The organism is Pseudotabrizicola sp. 4114, assembly GCF_031457365.1.
GTDB lineage: Bacteria > Pseudomonadota > Alphaproteobacteria > Rhodobacterales > Rhodobacteraceae > Pseudotabrizicola.
The window spans coordinates 420,895-440,167 of the sequence record NZ_JAVDWP010000002.1; the positions used below are offsets into that span (position 1 = coordinate 420,895).

Consider the following 19,273-nt stretch of genomic DNA (forward strand, 5'->3'; position numbering starts at 1 on the left):
TTTGCTATTTCGCAAAATCCCTGGGCACCACCGAGAGCACCTGGCAGAGCATGTCGAGCTGGTCTAAATCTCTATAGCGAATGCGAAGCGTACCGCCCTCTCCCGATGGGTCGTGGTCAATATTGATCATCATGCCGAGATTGGCGCTGATATCCGATTCGATGGCGCGTGTGTCAGCATCCTTTTCCGGCTTCGAGGGCTTTTTTTGCCGCCCGGCCGCATTCGCAACATTTCGCGTGAGCTTTTCTGTTTCCCGGACTGAGAGACCGGCGCCAACGACCTTCAGAGCGAGGGTCAGAGGGTCAGGAGACCCTATCAGGGCGCGGGCATGTCCTGCCGTCAACTTCCCAGAACGAATCATCGTCAGAACATCGTCTGGCAGACTCAGCAATCGCATTGTGTTCGCGACATGAGAACGACTTTTTGATAAAGCCTCTGCCAATTTTTCCTGGGTATGACCGAAATTTTCCATCAGCTGGCGAAACCCCAGGGCTTCTTCCACAGCATTCAGATCGGCGCGCTGAATGTTCTCGATGATAGCGATTTCAAGAACTTCCTCATCAGAAAAGTCCCTTATGACCACCGGAACACTGTGCAGCTGCGCCATCTGAGCCGCACGCCACCTGCGCTCACCCGCAACAATCTGATAGGTTCGACCGCCGCTGATGGCGCGGACCACCAAAGGCTGAATAATTCCTTTCGCTTTGATTGAAGCTGCAAGCTCTTCCAAAAGGACGGGATCAAAGTCGCGTCTTGGCTGGTTGGGATTCGGAAGTACACGCTCAATCGGCATCATGGTGTCTGCCTGGACCGGACGGCCATCACTCTGATCGACGTCGCCCTTTGCAAGGTTCACATCCGCCATAAGCGCCGACAGGCCTCTTCCCAGACCCTTACGGTCCTGATTTCTTTCCATGACTTTTCTTTCTCTTCAGGCAGCTTGCCCGGTGGATCTGCGGGCTATGATTTCAAGCGAAAGACGCCGATAGGCATCCGCCCCTTTCGATGTCGGATCGTACTGCAAGACAGGAAGCGCATATGACGGCGCCTCGGACACCCTTACATTTCGCGGAATCGTCGTAGAAAACACCATGTCGCCCAAATTTGCGCGGGCATCGGCCTCTACCTGCTGGGAGAGCCGGTTTCGGCTGTCCGTCATGGTAACGAGGACACCTTCAATTCTCAAACGTGGGTTTGCGGATTTACGGATATCTCTGATTGTGAGCATCAACTGCGAAAGCCCTTCAAGTGCAAAAAACTCACTTTGAAGGGGTATAAGCACTGATTCTGCGGCAACGAGGGCGTTGACCGTCAAAAGAGACAGTGACGGAGGGCAGTCAATCAGAACAAAGTCAAAGCCAGCGGCCAGAAAGCTCGCCTCCTGGACCGCATCAGACAGCAGGAAGGATCGTTTCTCGCTACTGACAAGGTCAATATCCGCTGATGCGAGGTCAGCATTCGCAGGGCATACTGATATTCCTGCCACCGACGAGTCCTGAATAAGATCAATCAGCATAGCCTGATCTAAAAGAAGGTCATAGCTCGTCCGCCTGCGCGCCTCCGGAAGCACACCCAACCCTGTAGACGCATTGCCCTGAGGATCGATATCGATAACCAGGACTTTATACCCAAATTCTGCGAGTCCCGCGGAAAGATTGATGGTGGTCGTGGTCTTCCCGACACCCCCCTTCTGATTCGCAATAGCAATAATTCTAGGGCGCTGCCATGGAGGCGTATCAGACATGGCGAATATTCCTGAACTCGAGTATTGCGGCAGTCGGCTCGGTTTTGCTTGGGTGTAAAGTTACGTCAAAGGACCACTCTTGTCTGGCATCCTCGAGTTCGCGCTGGTGGGTCGCTCCCTTTGGAAACAACGCGACGCCCCCAGGGGCCAAATGGCGCTCTGCAAATGAGAAGAGCTTTGGCAGCGCAGCAAGTGCCCGGGCTGACAAAACAGTGGCACAAAGAGGCGGCAGGTCTTCAACTCTGCTTTGAATAATGTTCGCCCTAACATCAAGCTGTCTTACAGCCTCTCGGAGAAACGCCGCCTTGCGTCCGTCGGATTCAACAAGTTTGACATCACCCTGCGTGTTGGCCTCGTGGGCGAGTATTGCCACCACCAAGCCAGGAAAGCCTCCGCCACTGCCCAGGTCGCACCAACTTCCACAATCAAAGTTTGCCAACTCGAAAATCTGCATGGAGTCGAGGATATGACGGTCTCGGAGGTGACGTAAACTGTCATTGGACACCAAATTAATTTTTGGATTCCACTTACGTACAAGGTGCTCAAGCAAAAGGATGCGGTCAGATGTTTCACGTGAAACACCCGAGACCTCGTGATGACCTGCCTCTGACCACATCAACCCGCGTCCTGGAGCAACGCGGATTTACGCAAATTTGCCAGAATTAGCGCCAAAGCAGCAGGCGTCATCCCTTCGATTTCACGCGCCATCGCGAGCGACGAAGGTCTTAGCTTTTCCAGCTTTGCTTTCAGTTCTCCTGAGAGCCCGGAAAGACCGGCATAACAAAAATCCTTTGGAATAATCGTATGCTCTTCTCTTTTCAGCTGGGCGATCTGTTCATCCTGGCGACCAATGTAACGGCTATACATAGCGTCGCAGATCACCTGAGCACGTATCGCGGCATCCATTTCGAGCAGTTCAGGAAGCAACGCTTCCTGCTGCTCTGGTCCGATCGCAAATGCGCCCAAAATGTCCAGCCCTGAGCGACGCGACCCATCTGAACTTACCTGAATTCCCCTTTCCAACAATTCATGTGAAGTAAAGGATCTGGCACGCAGAGCATTCTTCGCAGAAAATAGCCTATCCATCTTTGTGCGAAACTCAGTGATCCGAGTTTCAGACACGATACCCAGATCAATCGCCGCATCCGTAAGGCGCTGATCTGCATTATCAGCTCGCAAAGAAAGCCGATATTCTGCACGCGACGTAAACATTCTATATGGCTCTGTAACGCCGCGGGTACGAAGGTCGTCAACCAGAACTCCAATATAGCTCTCTGATCTGTGAAAGAGAACGGGCGCTTTATCTTGGGAAAGATGGGCAGCATTCAAACCGGCGACAAGGCCTTGGGCGGCCGCCTCTTCATATCCGGTGGTTCCGTTGATCTGCCCTGCGAGAAAAAGGCCCCCCAAATCACCCAACTCCAAACTGGAAGACAGCGCTTTTGGGTCAAAATAATCGTACTCTATAGCATAGGCTGGCTGCAAAATTTTTGCATTCTCCAACCCTTCGATAGATGAAACATAAGCGCGTTGCACGTCTATCGGAAGGGATGACGAAATTCCGTTGGGATAGACGGTGTGGTCGTTAAGGCCCTCAGGCTCCAGGAATATCTGATGACTATCCTTATCAGAGAAACGGACAACCTTGTCCTCTATGGAGGGGCAGTAGCGAGGGCCAACACCCTCAATAAGGCCTCCATACATTGCTGATCGTGATAGATTTGACCGGATGATCTCGTGCGTACGCTCATTTGTACGGGTAACGCCACACGAAATCTGACGTACTGCGGGTCGGTCATTCAAAAAGGAGAACATCGTGGGAGCTTCATCTCCCTCCTGAACATCCAGAACAGACCAGTTGATTGTCCGTCCATCCAGACGTGGCGGAGTGCCGGTCTTAAGCCGACCACGCTTCAGTCCAAGATCAAGCAAGCGATGTCCGAGCCGATTGGAAGGACTGTCGCCTATTCTACCACCAGATTGGCGCTCCTCCCCGATATGTATCAGGCCATTCAAGAAAGTTCCGGTTGTCAGAACAACAGCGCGCGCGGCCAGATCCTGGCCGTCTGCAAGGACGACTCCGCAGACTTGCGACTGCATAACGATCAGATCAACAACTTCGCCTTCGATCAGAACTAGGCCGCTCTGACCCGCCAGATCCCGTTGCACAAAGGCGCGGTAAAGGGCTCTGTCGGTTTGTGCTCTGGGGCCTTGTACAGCGGGGCCCTTCCGACGATTCAGCAAGCGGAACTGAATTCCTGCAGCATCGGCAGCCCTTGCCATCACTCCATCAAGAGCATCAATCTCACGAACAAGATGCCCCTTGCCAAGACCTCCAATCGCAGGATTGCATGACATCACCCCAATAGATTGGAGCTTCTGGGTGACCAAAGCAACCCGTGCGCCGGCCCGCGCTGCCGCTGAGGCTGCTTCGGTGCCTGCATGACCGCCACCGATCACAATAACATCAAAATGTTTCACGTGAAACAACCCCTACTTCCCGATGCAAAAGCTGCTGAATATTTCATCAAGCAGTCTCTCAACCCCGATCTTGCCGACCAACAGGTCCAATGAATGGCTCGCAGCGCGAAGATCTGCCGCTACAAGCTCCAGTGACACGTCCTGATTATACAACCATCCCCGAGCAGAAGCCATGGATTCGCTCGCCAATGTCAGAGCAGACCGCTGCCTGTCCCGGATCAGCACTCCTGATCCTGAAACGCGGTCCTGAAGGCGCAGTTTTATTTCATTCAGAAGCCAGTCAAGACCATGGCCTGAAACGCCGGAAACACCATTCAGAACCGGGAATAAATCTGCCTTACTCCACGCAATGATATCTCCATCCTCAACATCCCACGCCTCAGGCGAACCGCCTGGCTCCAGCAGCAAGACCCGCAAATCTGCAAGACTGGCCCGCTCTTTTGCCCGTGCGACCCCAATTTGTTCCACTTCATCTTCCGTTTCGCGCAAGCCTGCGGTGTCGATCAGGGTGACGGGCAGGCCCGCAATATCCATCCTGACCTCAATCACATCACGTGTGGTACCAGCCACCGAAGATGTAATCGCAGCGTCCCGACCAACCAAAGCATTCAAAAGACTAGATTTTCCAACGTTTGGCGCACCAATGATGGCAACTTCAAAACCAGCACGAATGCGCTCGGCAGACCGGCTGCCATCGATTTCCGACCTGAAAGCATCTGAAAGACGGATCACAATGTCACGGACTTCAGGAATCACGTTCTCAGGAATTTCCTCATCGGCAAAATCAATCGTCGCCTCGATCAAGGCCGCTGCACGAATCAGGTCCTTACGCCATTCCGCCGCCCGCCGTCCGATCGCACCGGACAATACCCGCTGCGCCTGTCGCCTCTGTGCCTCGGTCTCAGCGTCAATCAGATCTGCCAATGCCTCAACCTGTGTCAGATCCAGCCTGCCATTTTCCAACGCCCGCCGGGTAAATTCTCCTGGCTCTGCCAGGCGCAATCCAGAAACGCCGCCCAGAAACCTCAACAGGGCCGCTACAACGGACTCACCGCCATGTATCTGATACTCAACGATTTTCTCCCCAGTAAAGCTTGCGCCCTCTTCGAAAAAGAGCACCACTCCGCTGTCCAGAATCTCGCCATCAACAATCAACTTGCGAAACGCGACCTGACGGGCCGTCAAACCGGAAACTCCCAGTGCTTCGGCAGACGTCAAAGCCAAAGGGCCAGAGACCCGCACCACAGCAATACCTGCCTTGCCACGCGCTGTGGCAAGGGCGAAAATTGTGTCAGTCATGGCTATGCCTATACTGCCGTCAGGTGTTCATGGATTCAAAGAATTCAGCATTCGACTTGGTCTGCTTCAACTTCGAGATCAGGAATTCGACCGCATCCGTCGTCCCCATCGGGTTCAGAATCCGACGCAGAACATAAGTTTTCTGCAGATCAATCTTCTCAACCAACAGATCTTCCTTACGCGTGCCCGACTTCAGAATGTCGATGGCCGGGAACACCCGCTTGTCTGCAACCTTGCGATCCAGCACGATTTCGCTGTTACCGGTGCCTTTGAATTCTTCAAAGATCACTTCATCCATCCGGCTGCCGGTATCAATCAGCGCCGTTGCAATGATCGTCAGCGACCCGCCTTCTTCGATGTTCCGCGCAGCCCCGAAAAACCGCTTCGGCCGCTGCAGCGCGTTAGCATCCACACCGCCGGTCAGAACCTTGCCGGACGACGGAACCACCGTGTTGAACGCCCGGCCGAGCCGCGTGATCGAATCCAGCAAAATCACCACGTCGCGCTTGTGCTCCACCAGCCGTTTGGCCTTTTCGATCACCATTTCCGCCACGGCCACGTGGCGCGTTGCCGGCTCGTCAAAGGTCGAGGCGACAACCTCCCCTTTCACCGAACGCTGCATGTCGGTCACTTCCTCGGGCCGCTCATCGATCAACAGAACGATCAGATAACACTCGGGGTGATTGGTCGCCACCGAATGCGCAATATTCTGCAACAGCACCGTCTTGCCGGTCCGCGGCGGTGCGACGATCAACGCCCGCTGTCCCTTGCCGATCGGCGCCACCAGGTCGATGATCCGGGCAGAGCGGTCCTTGATCGTCGGATCTTCAACCTCCATCTTGAATCGCTCATCCGGATAGAGCGGCGTCAGGTTGTCGAAATGCACCTTGTGCTTTGCCCGCTCAGGATCATCAAAGTTGATCTTGGTCGCCTTGATGAGGCTGAAATACTTCTCATTCTCGCGCGGGGCCTGAATGACCCCCTCAATCGAATCCCCGGTCCGCAGGCTGAACTGACGGATCATCTCGGGGCTGACATAAATATCATCCGGCCCCGACAGATAGTTCGCCGAAGGGCTGCGCAAAAAGCCGAACCCGTCCTGCAACACTTCCAGAACCCCGTCGCCGCCGATTTCGAACCCTTCTTCCGCATGTTCCTTCAGAATCTGGAACATCATCTCGCCCTTGCGCATGCTGGGCGCGTTCTCAATCTCCCATTCCTCGGCCATCGCCAACAGGTCAGCGGGTGTCTTGGCTTTCAGATCGGCAAGATTCAAACGTTCTACGGTCATGGAATGGTCCTTTGACCACCTGTCTCATCGACAGGCAGCGTCACAGCATCAGGGGGAAAAAACAAAGGCCGGACGGCCCCGTTCCGCGCCAGATAAGGCCAGAACCGGCAAAAGTCAAGAATTCAGAATTTGACGATCACCGAGACCACGATCAACAGCATCAGCAGCGTCGGCACTTCGTTCATCATCCGATACCGCCGACCGGTCACAGCGTTTGTTCCAGCAACAAATTCCTTGCGCTGACCCGCCAGCCACATGTGAAACCAGGTCATCGCCAGAACCGATCCGGCCTTCACCCAGGGCCAGACCATCGACCAGTCAACGATGCCGGGCGTTGCAACCAGCGCCAGCCCCATTCCCCAGGTCGAAATCATCGCAGGGTTCATGATCGCCCGCAGCAACCGGCGTTCCATGGTCTGAAACAGGGTGTCTGTATCAGTTCCTGCTGCAACAGCCTCGACATGATACACAAACAGCCGGGGCAGATAGAACAGGCCAGCCATCCAGGCGATCACCGACACCACATGCAGGGATTTCACCCAGAAATACCAGTCCGCCAGAAATTCACTCATCTCGTTCTCCTGCTGCCCTCTTCTTTAAATAAAGAATTATAAGAAAGGAATGTAGTTGTAGGGCCTGTGGACAACAGAATGCACGCGCTTTTCCCGGAAACTATCCACATGAAAGTGCCTTTGGATAACACGGGGGACAACTGCAGCTTCCTGTGGAAAAAAACATAAAAATACATTATTTTCAGTAAGTTGAGAAAGACTTGCCGCTCAGGCTCTTTGTACACCTTTTTCCAGAATTTACAAAATCTTCATCTTTCCTCAGCACCAGGTCTGCGTCATGCACAGCGGGATATCTCCCGTGGTCATCTTGACAAAAGGGCACCGCTGGCCACCCTTTGCCGGATCAGACCTCCTGCGCACAATTGGCACCGCGTGAACAAAGCAAGCATATCCACAGAGCTGTCCCCGGCAAAATGACCCTCATTCTGGCCTCCACCTCACAGATCCGGCAGCAGATGCTGTCCGCCGCTGGCGTGCCCTTTACGGCTCAGCCAGCGCGGATAGACGAGGATATGATCCGCCGGGCGTTGCAGGTCGAAGGCGCACGCCCGCGCGACATGGCCGATACCCTGGCCGAGATGAAAGCCCGCAAAGTGGCAGAGCGGCACCCGGAAAGCATGGTGCTCGGCTGTGATCAGATCCTCGATTTTCAGGGTGAGGTGCTGGCAAAACCCGAAACTCCCGATGTTGCCCGCGTCCAGCTGCGGCTTCTGCGGGGCACATCGCACAAGCTCTGGTCCGCTGCGGTGATCTACCACGACGCAAAGCCGGTGTGGCGGTTTGTGGCCGAAGCACGCCTTGTGATGCGGCCGGTCTCGGACAACTACCTTGATGATTATGTTTCCCGGAACTGGGACAGTATCCGCCACAGTGTCGGCGGCTACAAGATCGAGGAAGAGGGCGCACGCCTGTTTTCATCAATCGAAGGCGACCACTTCACGGTGCTCGGTCTTCCGCTTTTGCCGGTTTTGGGCTATCTGGGTGACAGAGGTCACATTCCGACATGACAGATCATCCCCGCATCCCCCTTGCCGGCGTTATCGGACACCCCATCGCGCACAGCCGCTCGCCCGCGCTGCATGGCTATTGGCTGAAGCGCTATGGCATCCGGGGGCATTATGTCCCGCTGGATATCGCGCCGTCCGATCTGCCTCAGATGCTGGAGGCTTTGCCCCGCATGGGCTTTGTCGGGGTGAACATCACCATCCCGCATAAAGAGGCCATTCTGCGCATTGCAGATGTCATCACCGATCGTGCGGCCCTGATCGGCGCCGCCAACACGCTGATTTTCCGCAAGGATGGCCGCATTCAGGCCGACAATACCGATGGCTCCGGCTTCATTGCCAACCTGCGCCAGAACGCGCCACACTGGAACGCAGCTGCCGGGCCAGCCGTGGTGTTTGGCGCGGGTGGTGCTGCCCGTGCCGTGGTGGCTGCCCTGATCGAAGTGGGCGTGCCGGAAATCCGCATCGCCAACCGCACCCGCCCGCGTGCCGATGCCTTGCGCTCGGATTTCGGGGCCAAGCTGGTGGTCAGCGAATGGATTCAGGCGGCAAATATGCTGGATGGTGCCACAACGGTGATCAACACCACCTCGCTTGGCATGACCGGAAAGTCCGATTTCCGGGTGCCGCTGGATGGGTTGCGGTCTGATGCCGTGGTCACCGATCTGGTCTATACCCCCCTGATGACCCAGTTTCTGATCGAAGCCCAGGCCAGGGGCTGCACCGTGGTCGATGGCCTGGGCATGCTGCTGCATCAGGCTGCCCCCGGTTTTGAACGCTGGTTCGGTCGGCGGCCCGAGGTGGATGACGAAACCCGCCGCGCCGTACTGTCGGCATGAGCAGGTTTCAACTGGGTCTGACCGGCTCCATCGGCATGGGAAAATCCACGACCGCCGCTCTGTTTGCGGCCGAAGGCATCCCGGTCTGGGATGCCGATGCCGCCGTTCATCGCCTGTATGCGCCGGGTGGCATGGCGGTGGCTCCGGTTGCCGCGCTCTGCCCCGCCGCCCTGCGTAGCGACAGCATTGACCGCACAGCCCTGCGCGACTGGATCGCGTCTGACCCCACCGCCCTGCCCCGGCTCGAGGCTGTGGTGCATCCGTTGGTCGCGGCAGACCGCGATGCCTTTGCGGCGCGGGTCAGCGATGGGATTGTGGTCTTTGACATTCCACTCTTGTTCGAAAAGGGCACCGAAGCCCAAATGGATGCCACGCTTCTGGTCACAGCCCCCGCCGCGCTTCAGCGCGATCGGGTTCTGTCCCGCCCCGGAATGACCGAGGCGCAGTTTGCCCTGATCCTGTCGCGCCAGATGCCGGATGCCGAGAAACGCGCGCGCGCCACCCATATTGTTGAGACCCTGTCCATCGACCAGACCCGCGCCTATGTGCAGGCGCTGATTGCCCATTTGCGGAGCGGCCATGCGTGAAATCGTTCTCGACACCGAAACCACCGGTTTTGAGCCGTCAGAAGGCCACCGGATCGTCGAAATCGGCGCGGTAGAGCTGTTCAATCATCTGCCCACCGGCAAGACCTATCACCAATACATCAACCCGGAACGTCTCATGCCGAAAGAGGCGTTCGAGGTGCATGGGCTGGGCGATGACTTTCTGAAAGACAAACCGCTGTTCAAGGCAATCGGGCGGGCCTTTCTCGACTTTGTTGGTGATGCGCAGCTTGTCATCCACAACGCTGCCTTTGATATGAAATTCCTGAACTTCGAGCTGCAGCGCGCCGGATTTCGCCCCCTGCCCAACAGTCAGGCCACAGATACGCTGCAGATCGCCCGGCAAAAATTCCCCGGCTCTCCCGCTTCGCTCGACGCGCTGTGCCGCCGCTTTGGCGTCGACAATTCCGCACGGGAAAAACATGGGGCGCTGCTCGATTCCGAAATTCTGGCCGAGGTTTACCTCGAACTGATCGGTGGTCGTCAGCCGGATTTCATGCTGGCGGCGGATGCAGCGCAAAGCAAGAAATCCCAAGCCACAGGCACAAGCACAGACTGGCGCGCCCGGCCCCGTCCCGTGCCGCTCCCCGCCCGCATCACTGAAGAAGAGATTGCCGCTCACGCGGCTTTTGTGGCCAAGCTGGGCGACGGGGCAATCTGGCTCAAACGGGGCTGAACGCAAAAGGCCGGCCCCGAGGGACCGGCCTCAAAAGCCAGCGTGCCAGCTCAGTTCGGTTGGGTCTGCGGTGCCTGGGTCTGGGCGCGGCGCGCCAGTTCCTGACGGTACAGCGCCAGATAATCCACGGTGTCGATGTTCAGCGCCGGGAAACCGCCATCGCGGGTCACATCGCTGATGATGCGGCGGATGAACGGAAACAGCAGGCGCGGGCATTCAATCAGCAGGAACGGGTGCATCTGCTCATCCGGCACGCCTTCGATATGGAACACCCCGCCGTAATCAATCTCCAGCAGGAACAGCGTTTCGTCAGTGGCGCGGTTTTTCGAGGTCACCCGGAACTTCTGGATCACCTCAAACTGGTGGTCCTGCGGACGCTTGCGCGCGTCAAGGCTGACCGCGACCTGAATATCCGGCTGAACCTCGCCCCCGTTCAGGCCCTTTTGCGCGACGGCATTTTCAAAGGACATGTCACGGATGAATTGCGCCAGCACCTGCATCTTGACCTGCGGCTGGGCCTGTGGCTGCGCGGCTGCGCCATTTTCCTCGGCCATACTCTCTTGTCTCCCTGAGAACGGTTCGGGTGCGTTCCTATCAGGTCACAGAAGCGTTCTCAATGCCGGGTCCACCCCGAAGGGCCCTTTGGCGTCGGGTTTTCATCGACTTCAAAGAACTCTCCATCAATGACGGTCGGCCCCTCGCGGCGCGATTGCGGTGGTGGCCCGCCAAACGTCTGGATCTGCACGCGCGATCCGACAAAGGCGATCACCATTTCACGCACTTTGGGCACCATCAGCAAAAACCCGATCGTATCTGTGAAGAACCCCGGCGTCAGCAGCAGCAATCCGGCCAGAACGATCAGCGCGCCATGCGCCAGCGGTGACAGCGGGTTTTTGAGCTGCCCCATGTCGCCGCGCAATTCGGCAAGCACTTTTAGCCCCTGCCATCGCATCAGGGCAGTGCCGACAATGCCGGTCAGCAGCACCAGACCAAGCGTGGGCCAAAGCGTCAGCCAGCCGCCCACGGTGATGAAAAGCGCGATTTCGATCAGCGGTACGATGAGGAACAGGGCGAAAAGCCACATCTTGGCCTCCTTCAACGGTAAATGCGGGCGGTGGGACGGTAGACACCGCCCCCTGCCAGCCCTACATAAGAGCCGAGTGTGCAAGTTACCAACCCCCAATACATGCCGGCCCTTTCACGGCGTCTGATCGAGGTTTTGAATGAACTCTTCCCTGATCCAGCTTCTCGTTCTCGCCGGGATCGCGATTTTCCTGATCCTGAAGCTGCGTTCGGTTCTGGGCACACGCGATGGTTTTGAAAAACCACCGGTTCCGCTGGAAGATGTGCGGCCACGGGTCAACCGTGATTTCGAGGTGATTGATGGCGGGCCGGACCGCGATATCACCGATCACGTCGCCGACGGCTCCGATGCCGCCAAGGCACTGGCAGCGATGAAGCTGGCAGAGCCGGGCTTTTCGGTGAACACCTTTCTGCAAGGTGCACGCGGCGCGTATGAGATGATCCTGATGTCGTTTGAACGGGGCGAGCTGGATCAGATCCGCCCGTTCCTCGACGATGAGATCGAGGCGGCCTTTGCGCAAGCCATCAACGCGCGCGATGCAGAGGGGCTGACGGTCGAGGCCACCTTTGTCGGTCTGCGCGAGTTGGCGCTCCACAACGCGACCTTCAACCGTGACACCCGGCGGGCCGAAATCTCGGTCCGCTATGTCGGCGAGCTGACTTCGGTGATCCGCAACAAGGCCGGCGAGGTGGTCGAAGGAAACCACAAGGAAATCAAGCGCCAGCGTGACATCTGGACCTATGCCCGCGTCATGGGTTCGTCCGATCCGAACTGGCAACTTGTTGCCACGGGCGACTAAGATTTCCGGTGGGGTGGGTCAGCAATGCAGTTCACGCCCTGTTGTTCGGCGCGGCTCTGATGGCCGCGCCTGCTGCCCCGGCGCAAGTGCTGGAATTTCAAGAGCTTGACGGCTGGGCGCAGGAAGATCATCGCGCGGCACTGGCCGTTTTCCGCAACACATGTGCTTTGCTCCGCGATCCGCTCTGGTCGCCCTTGTGCAAATTGTCCGCCGATGCGGGTGACAGCAGCACCAGTGCGCGGCAGTTTTTCGAGCTGCTGTTTCGTCCGGTCATCGTCGGCACCCCGCCTGCCCTGTTCACCGGCTATTATGAACCCGAGCTGAACGGGTCACTGCTCCGCACCCCCCGGTTCACCTATCCGCTGTATCGCAAACCGCCGGAACTGACCGAAGGTCAGGTGTATCACGCGCGTGAGGCCATCGAGTCCGGCGCATTGCGTGGGCGCGGGCTGGAGCTGGTCTGGCTGGATGATCCGGTTGAGGTGTATTTCCTGCAGGTTCAGGGCTCTGGCCGCATCCGCCTGCCCGATGGCCGGGTGCTGCGTGTGGCCTATGGCGGCAAGAACGGCCATCCCTACCGCTCGATCGGGCAAGAGCTGATCCGCCGGGGCGCGTCGATGGCCGATGTCTCGGCGCAGGATATAAAGGCCTGGGTCCGGTCCAATCCCGGCCCCGGTCGGGCCTTGTTGAACTCTAATCCATCTTTCGTGTTCTTTCGCAGGCTCGATGATCTGCCGCCTGAAAGCGGCCCGATCGGGGCCATGGGGCGACCGATTACGGGCATGCGGTCTGTTGCCATTGATCCGGCCCATGTGCCGTTGGGCGCGCCGGTCTGGGTCGAGAAGGAGGGGCGCCAGCCGCTGCGCAGGCTGATGATCGCGCAAGACACGGGCGGCGCGATCAAGGGCGCGCAGCGGGCCGACATCTTTTACGGCACCGGATTTGCCGCCGGGGAAGAGGCCGGAAAGATCAAGGATGGCGGCCGGTTGATCCAGCTTTTGCCCATCGACCGCGCCTATGCGCTTTTGTCAGACGGATGAGCCATGGCACGTCGTCGCACCCTTCGCCCGGATGAAGCAGCCCTTTGGTATGCGGTCGCCCGTACGGCGCGCGCCATGCACTCCAATGGCGAAGCGGTTCTGCATGGCAAGGATGAACCAAAGGTCACCGGCACCCTTCCGGTAAAAGATCCCGTTGCCCCGGCGTTGCCGGTGTTTCGGCTGGGTGAAAAGGCGCGCAGCAACCCGGGGCACAAACTTGCCCCCAGCCCGCCACAGGCTTTGGCGGGCGCGCCTGTTCAGATGGACGCAAAGGCCTATGGCCGGATGACGCGTGGCAAGCTGCTGCCCGAAGCGCGCATTGACCTGCATGGGCTGACGCTGGCCGAGGCCCACCCCGAGCTGAACCGGTTTATCCTTGGCACCCACGCACAGGGGTTCCGGCTGGTTCTGGTGATCACCGGCAAGGGCAAGGCCAAGCCCGACCACGGCCCGATCCCGTCGCGCATCGGCGCGCTGCGGCATCAGGTGCCGCAATGGCTGCGCCTGCCGCCGCTTGGCCCGCTGGTGCTTCAGGTGGCCGAGGCGCATGCGCGCCATGGCGGCGCGGGTGCGTATTATGTCTATCTCCGGCGTGGCAGATAGCGTTCAGCGCTGCAGCTCGTTGCCGATGGCGACAACCGGGCTCAGAATGATCTGCGTCGCACTCTGAACGGTCAGAACCGCGCCCGGCAACAGACCTGTCCGCGCAATACGATCCGCGTCCAGCGACGCATCCACCGACAGGATACCGTCGAGCAATCTTAGCAAGCTGGGCGAATTGCCAAGATTGAAGTGGCCCGACCCACTGCTGAATGCCGCCGTATCGAGGAAGGTGATCGGCAGATCACCGACACGCGAGATGTCTTTCAACGTACCCAACCTGTCCCGCTGGCCAGTCAGTGTGGCCGACAGCCGCAACACCCGGTCCCGCTCGGACGAAAAGACGATGAACGGTTGTGGCAGTTCGGGAATGGCCAGCGCCTGCGCGCGGAACACATCCACATCAATGTCGGGCGAAATCAGGATCACGCCGCCAATGCGGTCAAGCACGTCGCTTCGCTGCCGGATTGCGATCTGGCGCAGCGCCTCCATCACAAGGGTACTGCCCATCGAATGCGCCACCAGCACAATACGCTTTGCGCCCGCATCTTCGACTTCGTTCAACAGACGCTCCAGCCCGTCACGGGCAAACAGCGCGGAATCGCGGTCGTAAACATAGCCCAGCGGCTGTGCTGCCGAGGGCCAGGAATAATGAACGATGGTCCCGGGCAGATCGAGGTCATGCGCCATCTGAGCGATGCGGTAGACCCCTTCGGAAAAGGTGTTGTTGAAGCCATGCACAAAGATGACTGCCTCACCACCATTGGCGCGCAGCTCTTTGTTCAGGCCGCTGCGGAAGTCACCGCTGGATTGATAGCGACCGGCATAGGTTGTCAGAAACTGGGTCTCTGCATCAATTTTTCCAGACCGGGGCGGCCATTTGATTTCGCCGGCCTCGCGAACCGGGGGAACCGAAATGCCATAGCGGCCAAAGCTGACAGCTTCGACCCGCTTGCCGGAGTAGTTGCCGTTTTCATCCAGACCGCGCGTTGTGGCGACAAAAACCTCACGCACCGAGCCGATCTGGGCGGCGTCGGGCGCATAGGCCATCTGCCCGCGCGGCGCACAGGCGGCGAGCATGCAAATCAGCAGTGAAAACTTTACCGATCGCAGCACAACACCACCCCACGCCAGATCCCGCCCACTCCAATTGACGCTTAACCGTCAAGCGTCAAGCGGGATGATTTCCGGCACCGACGAATCCTTGCCGATCGGTGTCACAGAACGTAACGAGACAGATCGGCCGACCGCGCGAGGGCACCCACATTTGCCTCGACAAAATCGGCATCAATGGTCACGGCTTCGCCCGAGCGGTCCGGGGCAGAAAAGCTCAGCTCTTCGAACACACGTTCCAGAATGGTATAAAGCCGCCGTGCGCCGATGTTTTCGACCGACTGGTTCACCTCGGCCGCGATGCGGGCCAAGGCTGAAATGCCCTCGGTCGTAAAGGTCACTGTCACCTTTTCCGTTGCCATCAGGGCCGAATACTGCCGGGTCAGCGCGTTTTCGGTCTCTGTCAGAATGCGCACAAAATCGCCCTCTGTCAGCGGCTTCAGCTCGACCCGGATCGGCAGACGGCCCTGCAATTCGGGCAGCAGATCCGAGGGCTTGGCGATGTGAAACGCGCCGCTGGCGATGAACAGGATATGGTCGGTCTTGACCGGGCCATATTTGGTCGAAACCGTGGTGCCTTCGATCAGCGGCAGCAGGTCGCGCTGCACGCCTTCGCGCGACACATCGGCCCCGCGGGCATCGGACCGGGCGCAGATCTTGTCGATTTCATCCAGAAACACGATGCCGTTTTCCTGCACCGATGTCAGCGCCGCCGTCTTGACCGCGTCATCATCCAGCAGCTTGTCAGCCTCTTGCCCGATCAGCAGATCATAGCTGTCGGCCACGGTCACCTTTTTGCGCACGGTTCGCCCGCCAAACGCCTTAAACAGATCCTGCAGCCCTTGCATCTGCATCTCCATCCCCGGCGCGCCCATCATCGGCAGCGGGCTGGAGGTGTCGGCGATATCAAGCTCAATCACCGTCTTGTCCAGCTCGCCCCGGCGCAGCTTGCCGCGAAACATCTCGCGGGTTTGTTCGCGGGCGTCCTTGCCGGCCAGAGCCTCGATCACCCGCTCTTCGGCAGCGGCCTGGGCGCGCGCCTTTACGTCTTCGCGCATGCGCTCGCGGGTGTCGATCATGGCGGCATCCACCAGATCGCGGATGATGCTGTCGACATCGCGCCCGACATAGCCGACCTCGGTGAACTTGGTCGCCTCGACCTTGAGGAACGGCGCTTTCGCCAGCTTGGCCAGCCGCCGCGAAATCTCGGTCTTGCCGACACCGGTCGGCCCGATCATCAGAATGTTCTTCGGATACACCTCATCGCGCAGATCATCGCCCAACAGCTTGCGCCGCCAGCGATTGCGCAGCGCAACCGCCACGGCCCGTTTGGCGTCATTCTGCCCGATGATGAAGCGGTCCAGTTCAGAGACGATTTCGCGCGGGGTCAGGTCAGTCATTTTATGCTCGCGTAAGGAGGAAGGCGGTCCTTGCCCGGAAACTCCGGCAGGGCGCGCATCAGGGCAGAGCGCAGGCGATCCCACTGCGCTCCCAGAAAAACAAGGCCAAAGCCGAGGAACAGGATCACCAGCGCCGAGCCGTCAAACAGCGTCACGATCAGCCAGACGGCATAACCCGCGCCGGAAACCAGAAACGACCGCCGGTCGATCACCATTGCCACACAGGCAATGGCCAGCAGGAACACCAGCAGCAAAAGCTGCCCGGCCTGCCCGTTTGCCAGAAGGTGCAGGGCTGTGGTGTTCACGATGGCGGGGGCGGCAACAACGTGCAGCCAGAACCCGGTGGTGTTGCGGGTTGATACGCGCAGCGGGTCCGACATGTCGAACCGCATCGCCAGCGCAAAGGTCAGCAGGCCAAACACCAGCGACAGCGCCGACAGCGGCCCGGTCCCCGACAGATGCAGCAGCCCCAGACCATCGGCAGGCAGAATGCCACCGCCTGCCAGCAGCGCCCAGACCATTGAGAACACCGCCGTGGCAATGATCGCCGCGTCAAACGGCACCCGGAAGGCGCGGTAATGCAGCAGCATCACCCCGGCAATCACCGCAGAAGACAGGGCCGAGGCGGCAAGCTCTTGCATGCCCACCAGTCCAGCGAGCGCCAGCCCCAGCACCCAGGCCGTCAGCGCCGTCATGACCGCCAGGGCGATGGACGGCGCAATCATCCGCCGCGTCAGCGTGAAATACCGCTGCACCGCCGCCAGCCCACCGAGCGTCACAAGGGCGACCAGAACGGTATCCAGCCCGCCGGGGCTGAACACCTCGGCCCCAAGCGCGGCAGAAATGCCGATCCAGCCCATGAACAGGATCGACAGGCCGATGACGATGAAGATCTCGTTGAAGCCTTTGAACAGCACAAACGGCTCTTCCCCCGGCTCCACCCCGGCAACCGCCTGCCTGCGCGCCTCGGCCATCGCCGCCAGCCCCGCCGCCTGCGCCTCGGTAATCAGCCCGCGCTGCACAGCGGCGCGAAGGTCTTGTGGGTCGATCATTTGCGGTCCCGCTGGTTCATGCGGAACAGATAGCCATTCTGGTCAGGCGTTCCAAGGGTGGGAATTTTGTATTGACATTTTGCATATACATGACAAGTGTTAAACACATCTGAGACTGCGCAGGAAGTGCACCTTGGTCAGTTCAACTGCCTGTGGAGCATCACGATGCAGGACTTTGAATGGGACGAAACCAAACGACTCGCGACACTTGAAAAACACAGCATTGATTTCGTCGCCGCTGTGGAAATCTTCCTCAATGCTCATCTGCTTCTTCCGGCGCGAAGCGATATCGAGGAGCGTAGAATTGCCGTAGGACTGATGAAAGGCAAAGTCCTCGCTGTTGTTCACACGCGTCGCGGGGGCACAATCCGCATCATCACTGCAAGAAGGGCACGAAATCATGAGCGAGAGCAGTTTGAAGCGTATGTCGCTTTCCGAAATCCGGGCGAGGAAAGATGAAACTGACTGGGATTATCTCAGAGAGGCTGGCGACTATGACGGCCCCGAAGAGTTCGCTGTCGATTGGGACAAGGCCGTTCTGGTCGAGCCTGCAAACAAGCAGATGGTCTCGCTGCGGCTGGATGCCGATGTTCTGGAATTTTTCAAATCAAACGGCAAAGGCTATCAGACCCGCATGAACGCTGTCCTGCGGGCCTATGTTCAGGCGCAAAAGGTCAAGGTGCCCTGATGGTTTCGACCGTCAGATTGCCATTCGTATAAACACAAATGCTGGCCGCGATGGCCATCGCTTTGCGCGCCACGTCCTCGGCGGTCAAGTCGCTTTCCATCAGCCCGCGCGCGGCGGCTAACGCGAAGTTGCCGCCGGAACCGATGGCTGCCACCTCATGCTCCGGTTCCAGCACATCGCCTGCGCCGGTGATCACGTACAGCTCGCGCCCGTCGGTCACGATCAGCATGGCCTCCAGATTGCGCAGGTATTTGTCCATGCGCCAGTCTTTGGCCAGATCGACACAGGCGCGCGCCAGCTGGCCCGGGGCCGCCTCCAGCTTTTTCTCCAGCCGTTCCAGCAGGGTAAAGGCGTCGGCGGTCGATCCGGCAAAGCCGCAGACCACATCATGCCCGCCGGGTGACAACCGGCGCACCTTGCGTGCGGTGCCCTTGATCACGGTCTGGCCAAGCGAGACCTGTCCATCGCCCGCCACCACCACCTCACCCCCGCGGCGCACCGCAAGAATGGTTGTCCCGTGCCAGCCGGGGAATTTTTCGTCTGCCATTACAGAGCCTCCGTCACTTGCCCCCTTATATGGCGACCGCGATGCAAAACAAAAGGGCGGCCCCGCAGGACCGCCCTTTGTTGTCTGCCCAACCGCAATCAGATCGCCGATTGAATCCAGGTCGCCAAGGCCGCCTTGGGGGCCGCGCCGACCTTGTTCGAGACAACTTCGCCGTTCTTGAACAGGAACAGCGCCGGAATGCCGCGCACGCCCAGTTGCGCCGGGCTTTCGGGGTTTTCATCAACATTGATCTTCACGATCTTGACCTTGCCGGCATATTCGGTGGCAAGCTCTTCCAGTGCGGGGCCGATCTGGCGGCACGGGCCGCACCATTCGGCCCAGAAATCCACCACGACAGGAATATCCGACTTGCGGACTTCGGCGTCAAAGGTGGCGTCGGTGACGGCAATGGTCGCAGCGCCCATTTCATATCTCCTGA

The 19,273-nt window shown here is 58.8% G+C and carries 23 protein-coding genes; 9 read left to right on the forward strand and 14 right to left on the reverse strand.

Annotated elements, in window-relative coordinates:
* Positions 1-4: 4 nt before the first annotated feature.
* The 7 genes from J2X53_RS06500 to J2X53_RS06530 form a co-directional block, all read right to left on the reverse strand.
* Entirely contained in the window at positions 5-916 is a 912-nt protein-coding gene (locus J2X53_RS06500) for a ParB/RepB/Spo0J family partition protein (RefSeq protein WP_349036661.1), read from the reverse strand.
* Positions 917-931: 15 nt separating this feature from the next.
* Positions 932-1,744, reverse strand: a complete 813-nt coding sequence (locus tag J2X53_RS06505) for an AAA family ATPase (protein WP_349036662.1) — start codon at positions 1,742-1,744, stop codon at positions 932-934.
* Positions 1,737-2,360, reverse strand: a complete 624-nt coding sequence (gene rsmG, locus J2X53_RS06510) for a 16S rRNA (guanine(527)-N(7))-methyltransferase RsmG (RefSeq protein WP_349036663.1) — start codon at positions 2,358-2,360, stop codon at positions 1,737-1,739. The genes J2X53_RS06505 and rsmG overlap by 8 nt, the downstream gene beginning before the upstream one ends.
* The gene (gene mnmG / locus J2X53_RS06515; RefSeq protein ID WP_349036664.1) at positions 2,360-4,225 is read right to left on the reverse strand and encodes a tRNA uridine-5-carboxymethylaminomethyl(34) synthesis enzyme MnmG; all 1,866 of its coding nucleotides are present in this window, start codon (positions 4,223-4,225) and stop codon (positions 2,360-2,362) included. The genes rsmG and mnmG overlap by 1 nt, the downstream gene beginning before the upstream one ends.
* A gap of 12 nt (positions 4,226-4,237) precedes the next feature.
* A complete protein-coding gene (mnmE, locus tag J2X53_RS06520) occupies positions 4,238-5,524 on the reverse strand; it encodes a tRNA uridine-5-carboxymethylaminomethyl(34) synthesis GTPase MnmE (protein WP_349036665.1) in 1,287 nt (428 codons plus the stop codon).
* Between the two features lie 19 nt (positions 5,525-5,543).
* Positions 5,544-6,815 (reverse strand): transcription termination factor Rho, encoded by a 1,272-nt coding sequence (rho, locus tag J2X53_RS06525; protein ID WP_103335031.1) that lies wholly within the window; start codon positions 6,813-6,815, stop codon positions 5,544-5,546.
* 122 nt (positions 6,816-6,937) lie between these two features.
* A complete protein-coding gene (locus tag J2X53_RS06530) occupies positions 6,938-7,387 on the reverse strand; it encodes a CopD family protein (protein ID WP_349036666.1) in 450 nt (149 codons plus the stop codon).
* 413 nt (positions 7,388-7,800) lie between these two features.
* Here J2X53_RS06530 and J2X53_RS06535 point away from each other — a divergent pair, with 413 nt between their 5' ends.
* The 4 genes from J2X53_RS06535 to dnaQ are packed head-to-tail and all read left to right on the forward strand — an operon-like array spanning position 7,801 to position 10,511.
* A complete protein-coding gene (locus J2X53_RS06535) occupies positions 7,801-8,394 on the forward strand; it encodes a nucleoside triphosphate pyrophosphatase (protein WP_349036667.1) in 594 nt (197 codons plus the stop codon).
* Positions 8,391-9,230, forward strand: coding sequence for a shikimate dehydrogenase (locus tag J2X53_RS06540; protein WP_349036668.1), 840 nt, complete (start codon positions 8,391-8,393; stop codon positions 9,228-9,230). Before J2X53_RS06535 ends, J2X53_RS06540 begins: the two co-directional genes overlap by 4 nt.
* On the forward strand, positions 9,227-9,817 hold the full coding sequence (coaE, locus tag J2X53_RS06545; protein ID WP_349036669.1) for a dephospho-CoA kinase: 591 nt from the start codon (positions 9,227-9,229) through the stop codon (positions 9,815-9,817). Before J2X53_RS06540 ends, coaE begins: the two co-directional genes overlap by 4 nt.
* The gene (gene dnaQ, locus J2X53_RS06550; protein ID WP_349036670.1) at positions 9,810-10,511 is read left to right on the forward strand and encodes a DNA polymerase III subunit epsilon; all 702 of its coding nucleotides are present in this window, start codon (positions 9,810-9,812) and stop codon (positions 10,509-10,511) included. Before coaE ends, dnaQ begins: the two co-directional genes overlap by 8 nt.
* A 50-nt stretch (positions 10,512-10,561) precedes the next feature.
* Here dnaQ and secB read toward each other — a convergent pair whose 3' ends face one another.
* Positions 10,562-11,065 carry a protein-export chaperone SecB gene (gene secB / locus J2X53_RS06555; RefSeq protein WP_349036671.1) on the reverse strand — a complete coding sequence of 168 codons (504 nt, stop codon included), beginning with the start codon at positions 11,063-11,065 and terminating at the stop codon, positions 10,562-10,564.
* A gap of 59 nt (positions 11,066-11,124) precedes the next feature.
* Entirely contained in the window at positions 11,125-11,595 is a 471-nt protein-coding gene (locus J2X53_RS06560) for an FxsA family protein (protein ID WP_349036672.1), read from the reverse strand.
* Positions 11,596-11,734: 139 nt separating this feature from the next.
* Between J2X53_RS06560 and J2X53_RS06565 the strand changes: the two genes are divergently transcribed.
* The 3 genes from J2X53_RS06565 to J2X53_RS06575 are packed head-to-tail and all read left to right on the forward strand — an operon-like array spanning position 11,735 to position 14,037.
* A complete protein-coding gene (locus J2X53_RS06565; protein ID WP_349036673.1) occupies positions 11,735-12,394 on the forward strand; it encodes a Tim44/TimA family putative adaptor protein in 660 nt (219 codons plus the stop codon).
* Between the two features lie 59 nt (positions 12,395-12,453).
* Complete coding sequence (locus tag J2X53_RS06570; RefSeq protein ID WP_349036856.1) at positions 12,454-13,434, forward strand: MltA domain-containing protein; 981 nt, start codon at positions 12,454-12,456, stop codon at positions 13,432-13,434.
* Between the two features lie 3 nt (positions 13,435-13,437).
* Positions 13,438-14,037 (forward strand): Smr/MutS family protein, encoded by a 600-nt coding sequence (locus J2X53_RS06575; protein ID WP_349036674.1) that lies wholly within the window; start codon positions 13,438-13,440, stop codon positions 14,035-14,037.
* A 3-nt stretch (positions 14,038-14,040) separates the two neighbouring features.
* Here J2X53_RS06575 and J2X53_RS06580 read toward each other — a convergent pair whose 3' ends face one another.
* The 3 genes from J2X53_RS06580 to J2X53_RS06590 form a co-directional block, all read right to left on the reverse strand.
* Entirely contained in the window at positions 14,041-15,114 is a 1,074-nt protein-coding gene (locus J2X53_RS06580; RefSeq protein WP_349036675.1) for an alpha/beta fold hydrolase, read from the reverse strand.
* Positions 15,115-15,251: 137 nt separating this feature from the next.
* Complete coding sequence (gene hslU, locus J2X53_RS06585) at positions 15,252-16,547, reverse strand: ATP-dependent protease ATPase subunit HslU (protein WP_349036676.1); 1,296 nt, start codon at positions 16,545-16,547, stop codon at positions 15,252-15,254.
* Positions 16,544-17,599 carry a hypothetical protein gene (locus J2X53_RS06590; RefSeq protein ID WP_349036677.1) on the reverse strand — a complete coding sequence of 352 codons (1,056 nt, stop codon included), beginning with the start codon at positions 17,597-17,599 and terminating at the stop codon, positions 16,544-16,546. Before J2X53_RS06590 ends, hslU begins: the two co-directional genes overlap by 4 nt.
* A 165-nt stretch (positions 17,600-17,764) precedes the next feature.
* Here J2X53_RS06590 and J2X53_RS06595 point away from each other — a divergent pair, with 165 nt between their 5' ends.
* Together J2X53_RS06595 and J2X53_RS06600 are read left to right on the forward strand one after the other, a co-directional pair.
* Positions 17,765-18,058 (forward strand): BrnT family toxin, encoded by a 294-nt coding sequence (locus tag J2X53_RS06595; protein ID WP_349036678.1) that lies wholly within the window; start codon positions 17,765-17,767, stop codon positions 18,056-18,058.
* The gene (locus tag J2X53_RS06600; RefSeq protein ID WP_349036679.1) at positions 18,024-18,287 is read left to right on the forward strand and encodes a BrnA antitoxin family protein; all 264 of its coding nucleotides are present in this window, start codon (positions 18,024-18,026) and stop codon (positions 18,285-18,287) included. The genes J2X53_RS06595 and J2X53_RS06600 overlap by 35 nt, the downstream gene beginning before the upstream one ends.
* On the opposite strand, the gene hslV is transcribed toward J2X53_RS06600, so the two are convergent.
* Positions 18,274-18,834 (reverse strand): ATP-dependent protease subunit HslV, encoded by a 561-nt coding sequence (gene hslV, locus J2X53_RS06605; protein ID WP_349036680.1) that lies wholly within the window; start codon positions 18,832-18,834, stop codon positions 18,274-18,276. The two genes, J2X53_RS06600 and hslV, sit on opposite strands and share 14 nt — an antisense overlap.
* A gap of 98 nt (positions 18,835-18,932) precedes the next feature.
* Positions 18,933-19,259 (reverse strand): thioredoxin, encoded by a 327-nt coding sequence (gene trxA / locus J2X53_RS06610; protein WP_349036681.1) that lies wholly within the window; start codon positions 19,257-19,259, stop codon positions 18,933-18,935.
* Between the last annotated feature and the right edge of the window lie 14 nt (positions 19,260-19,273).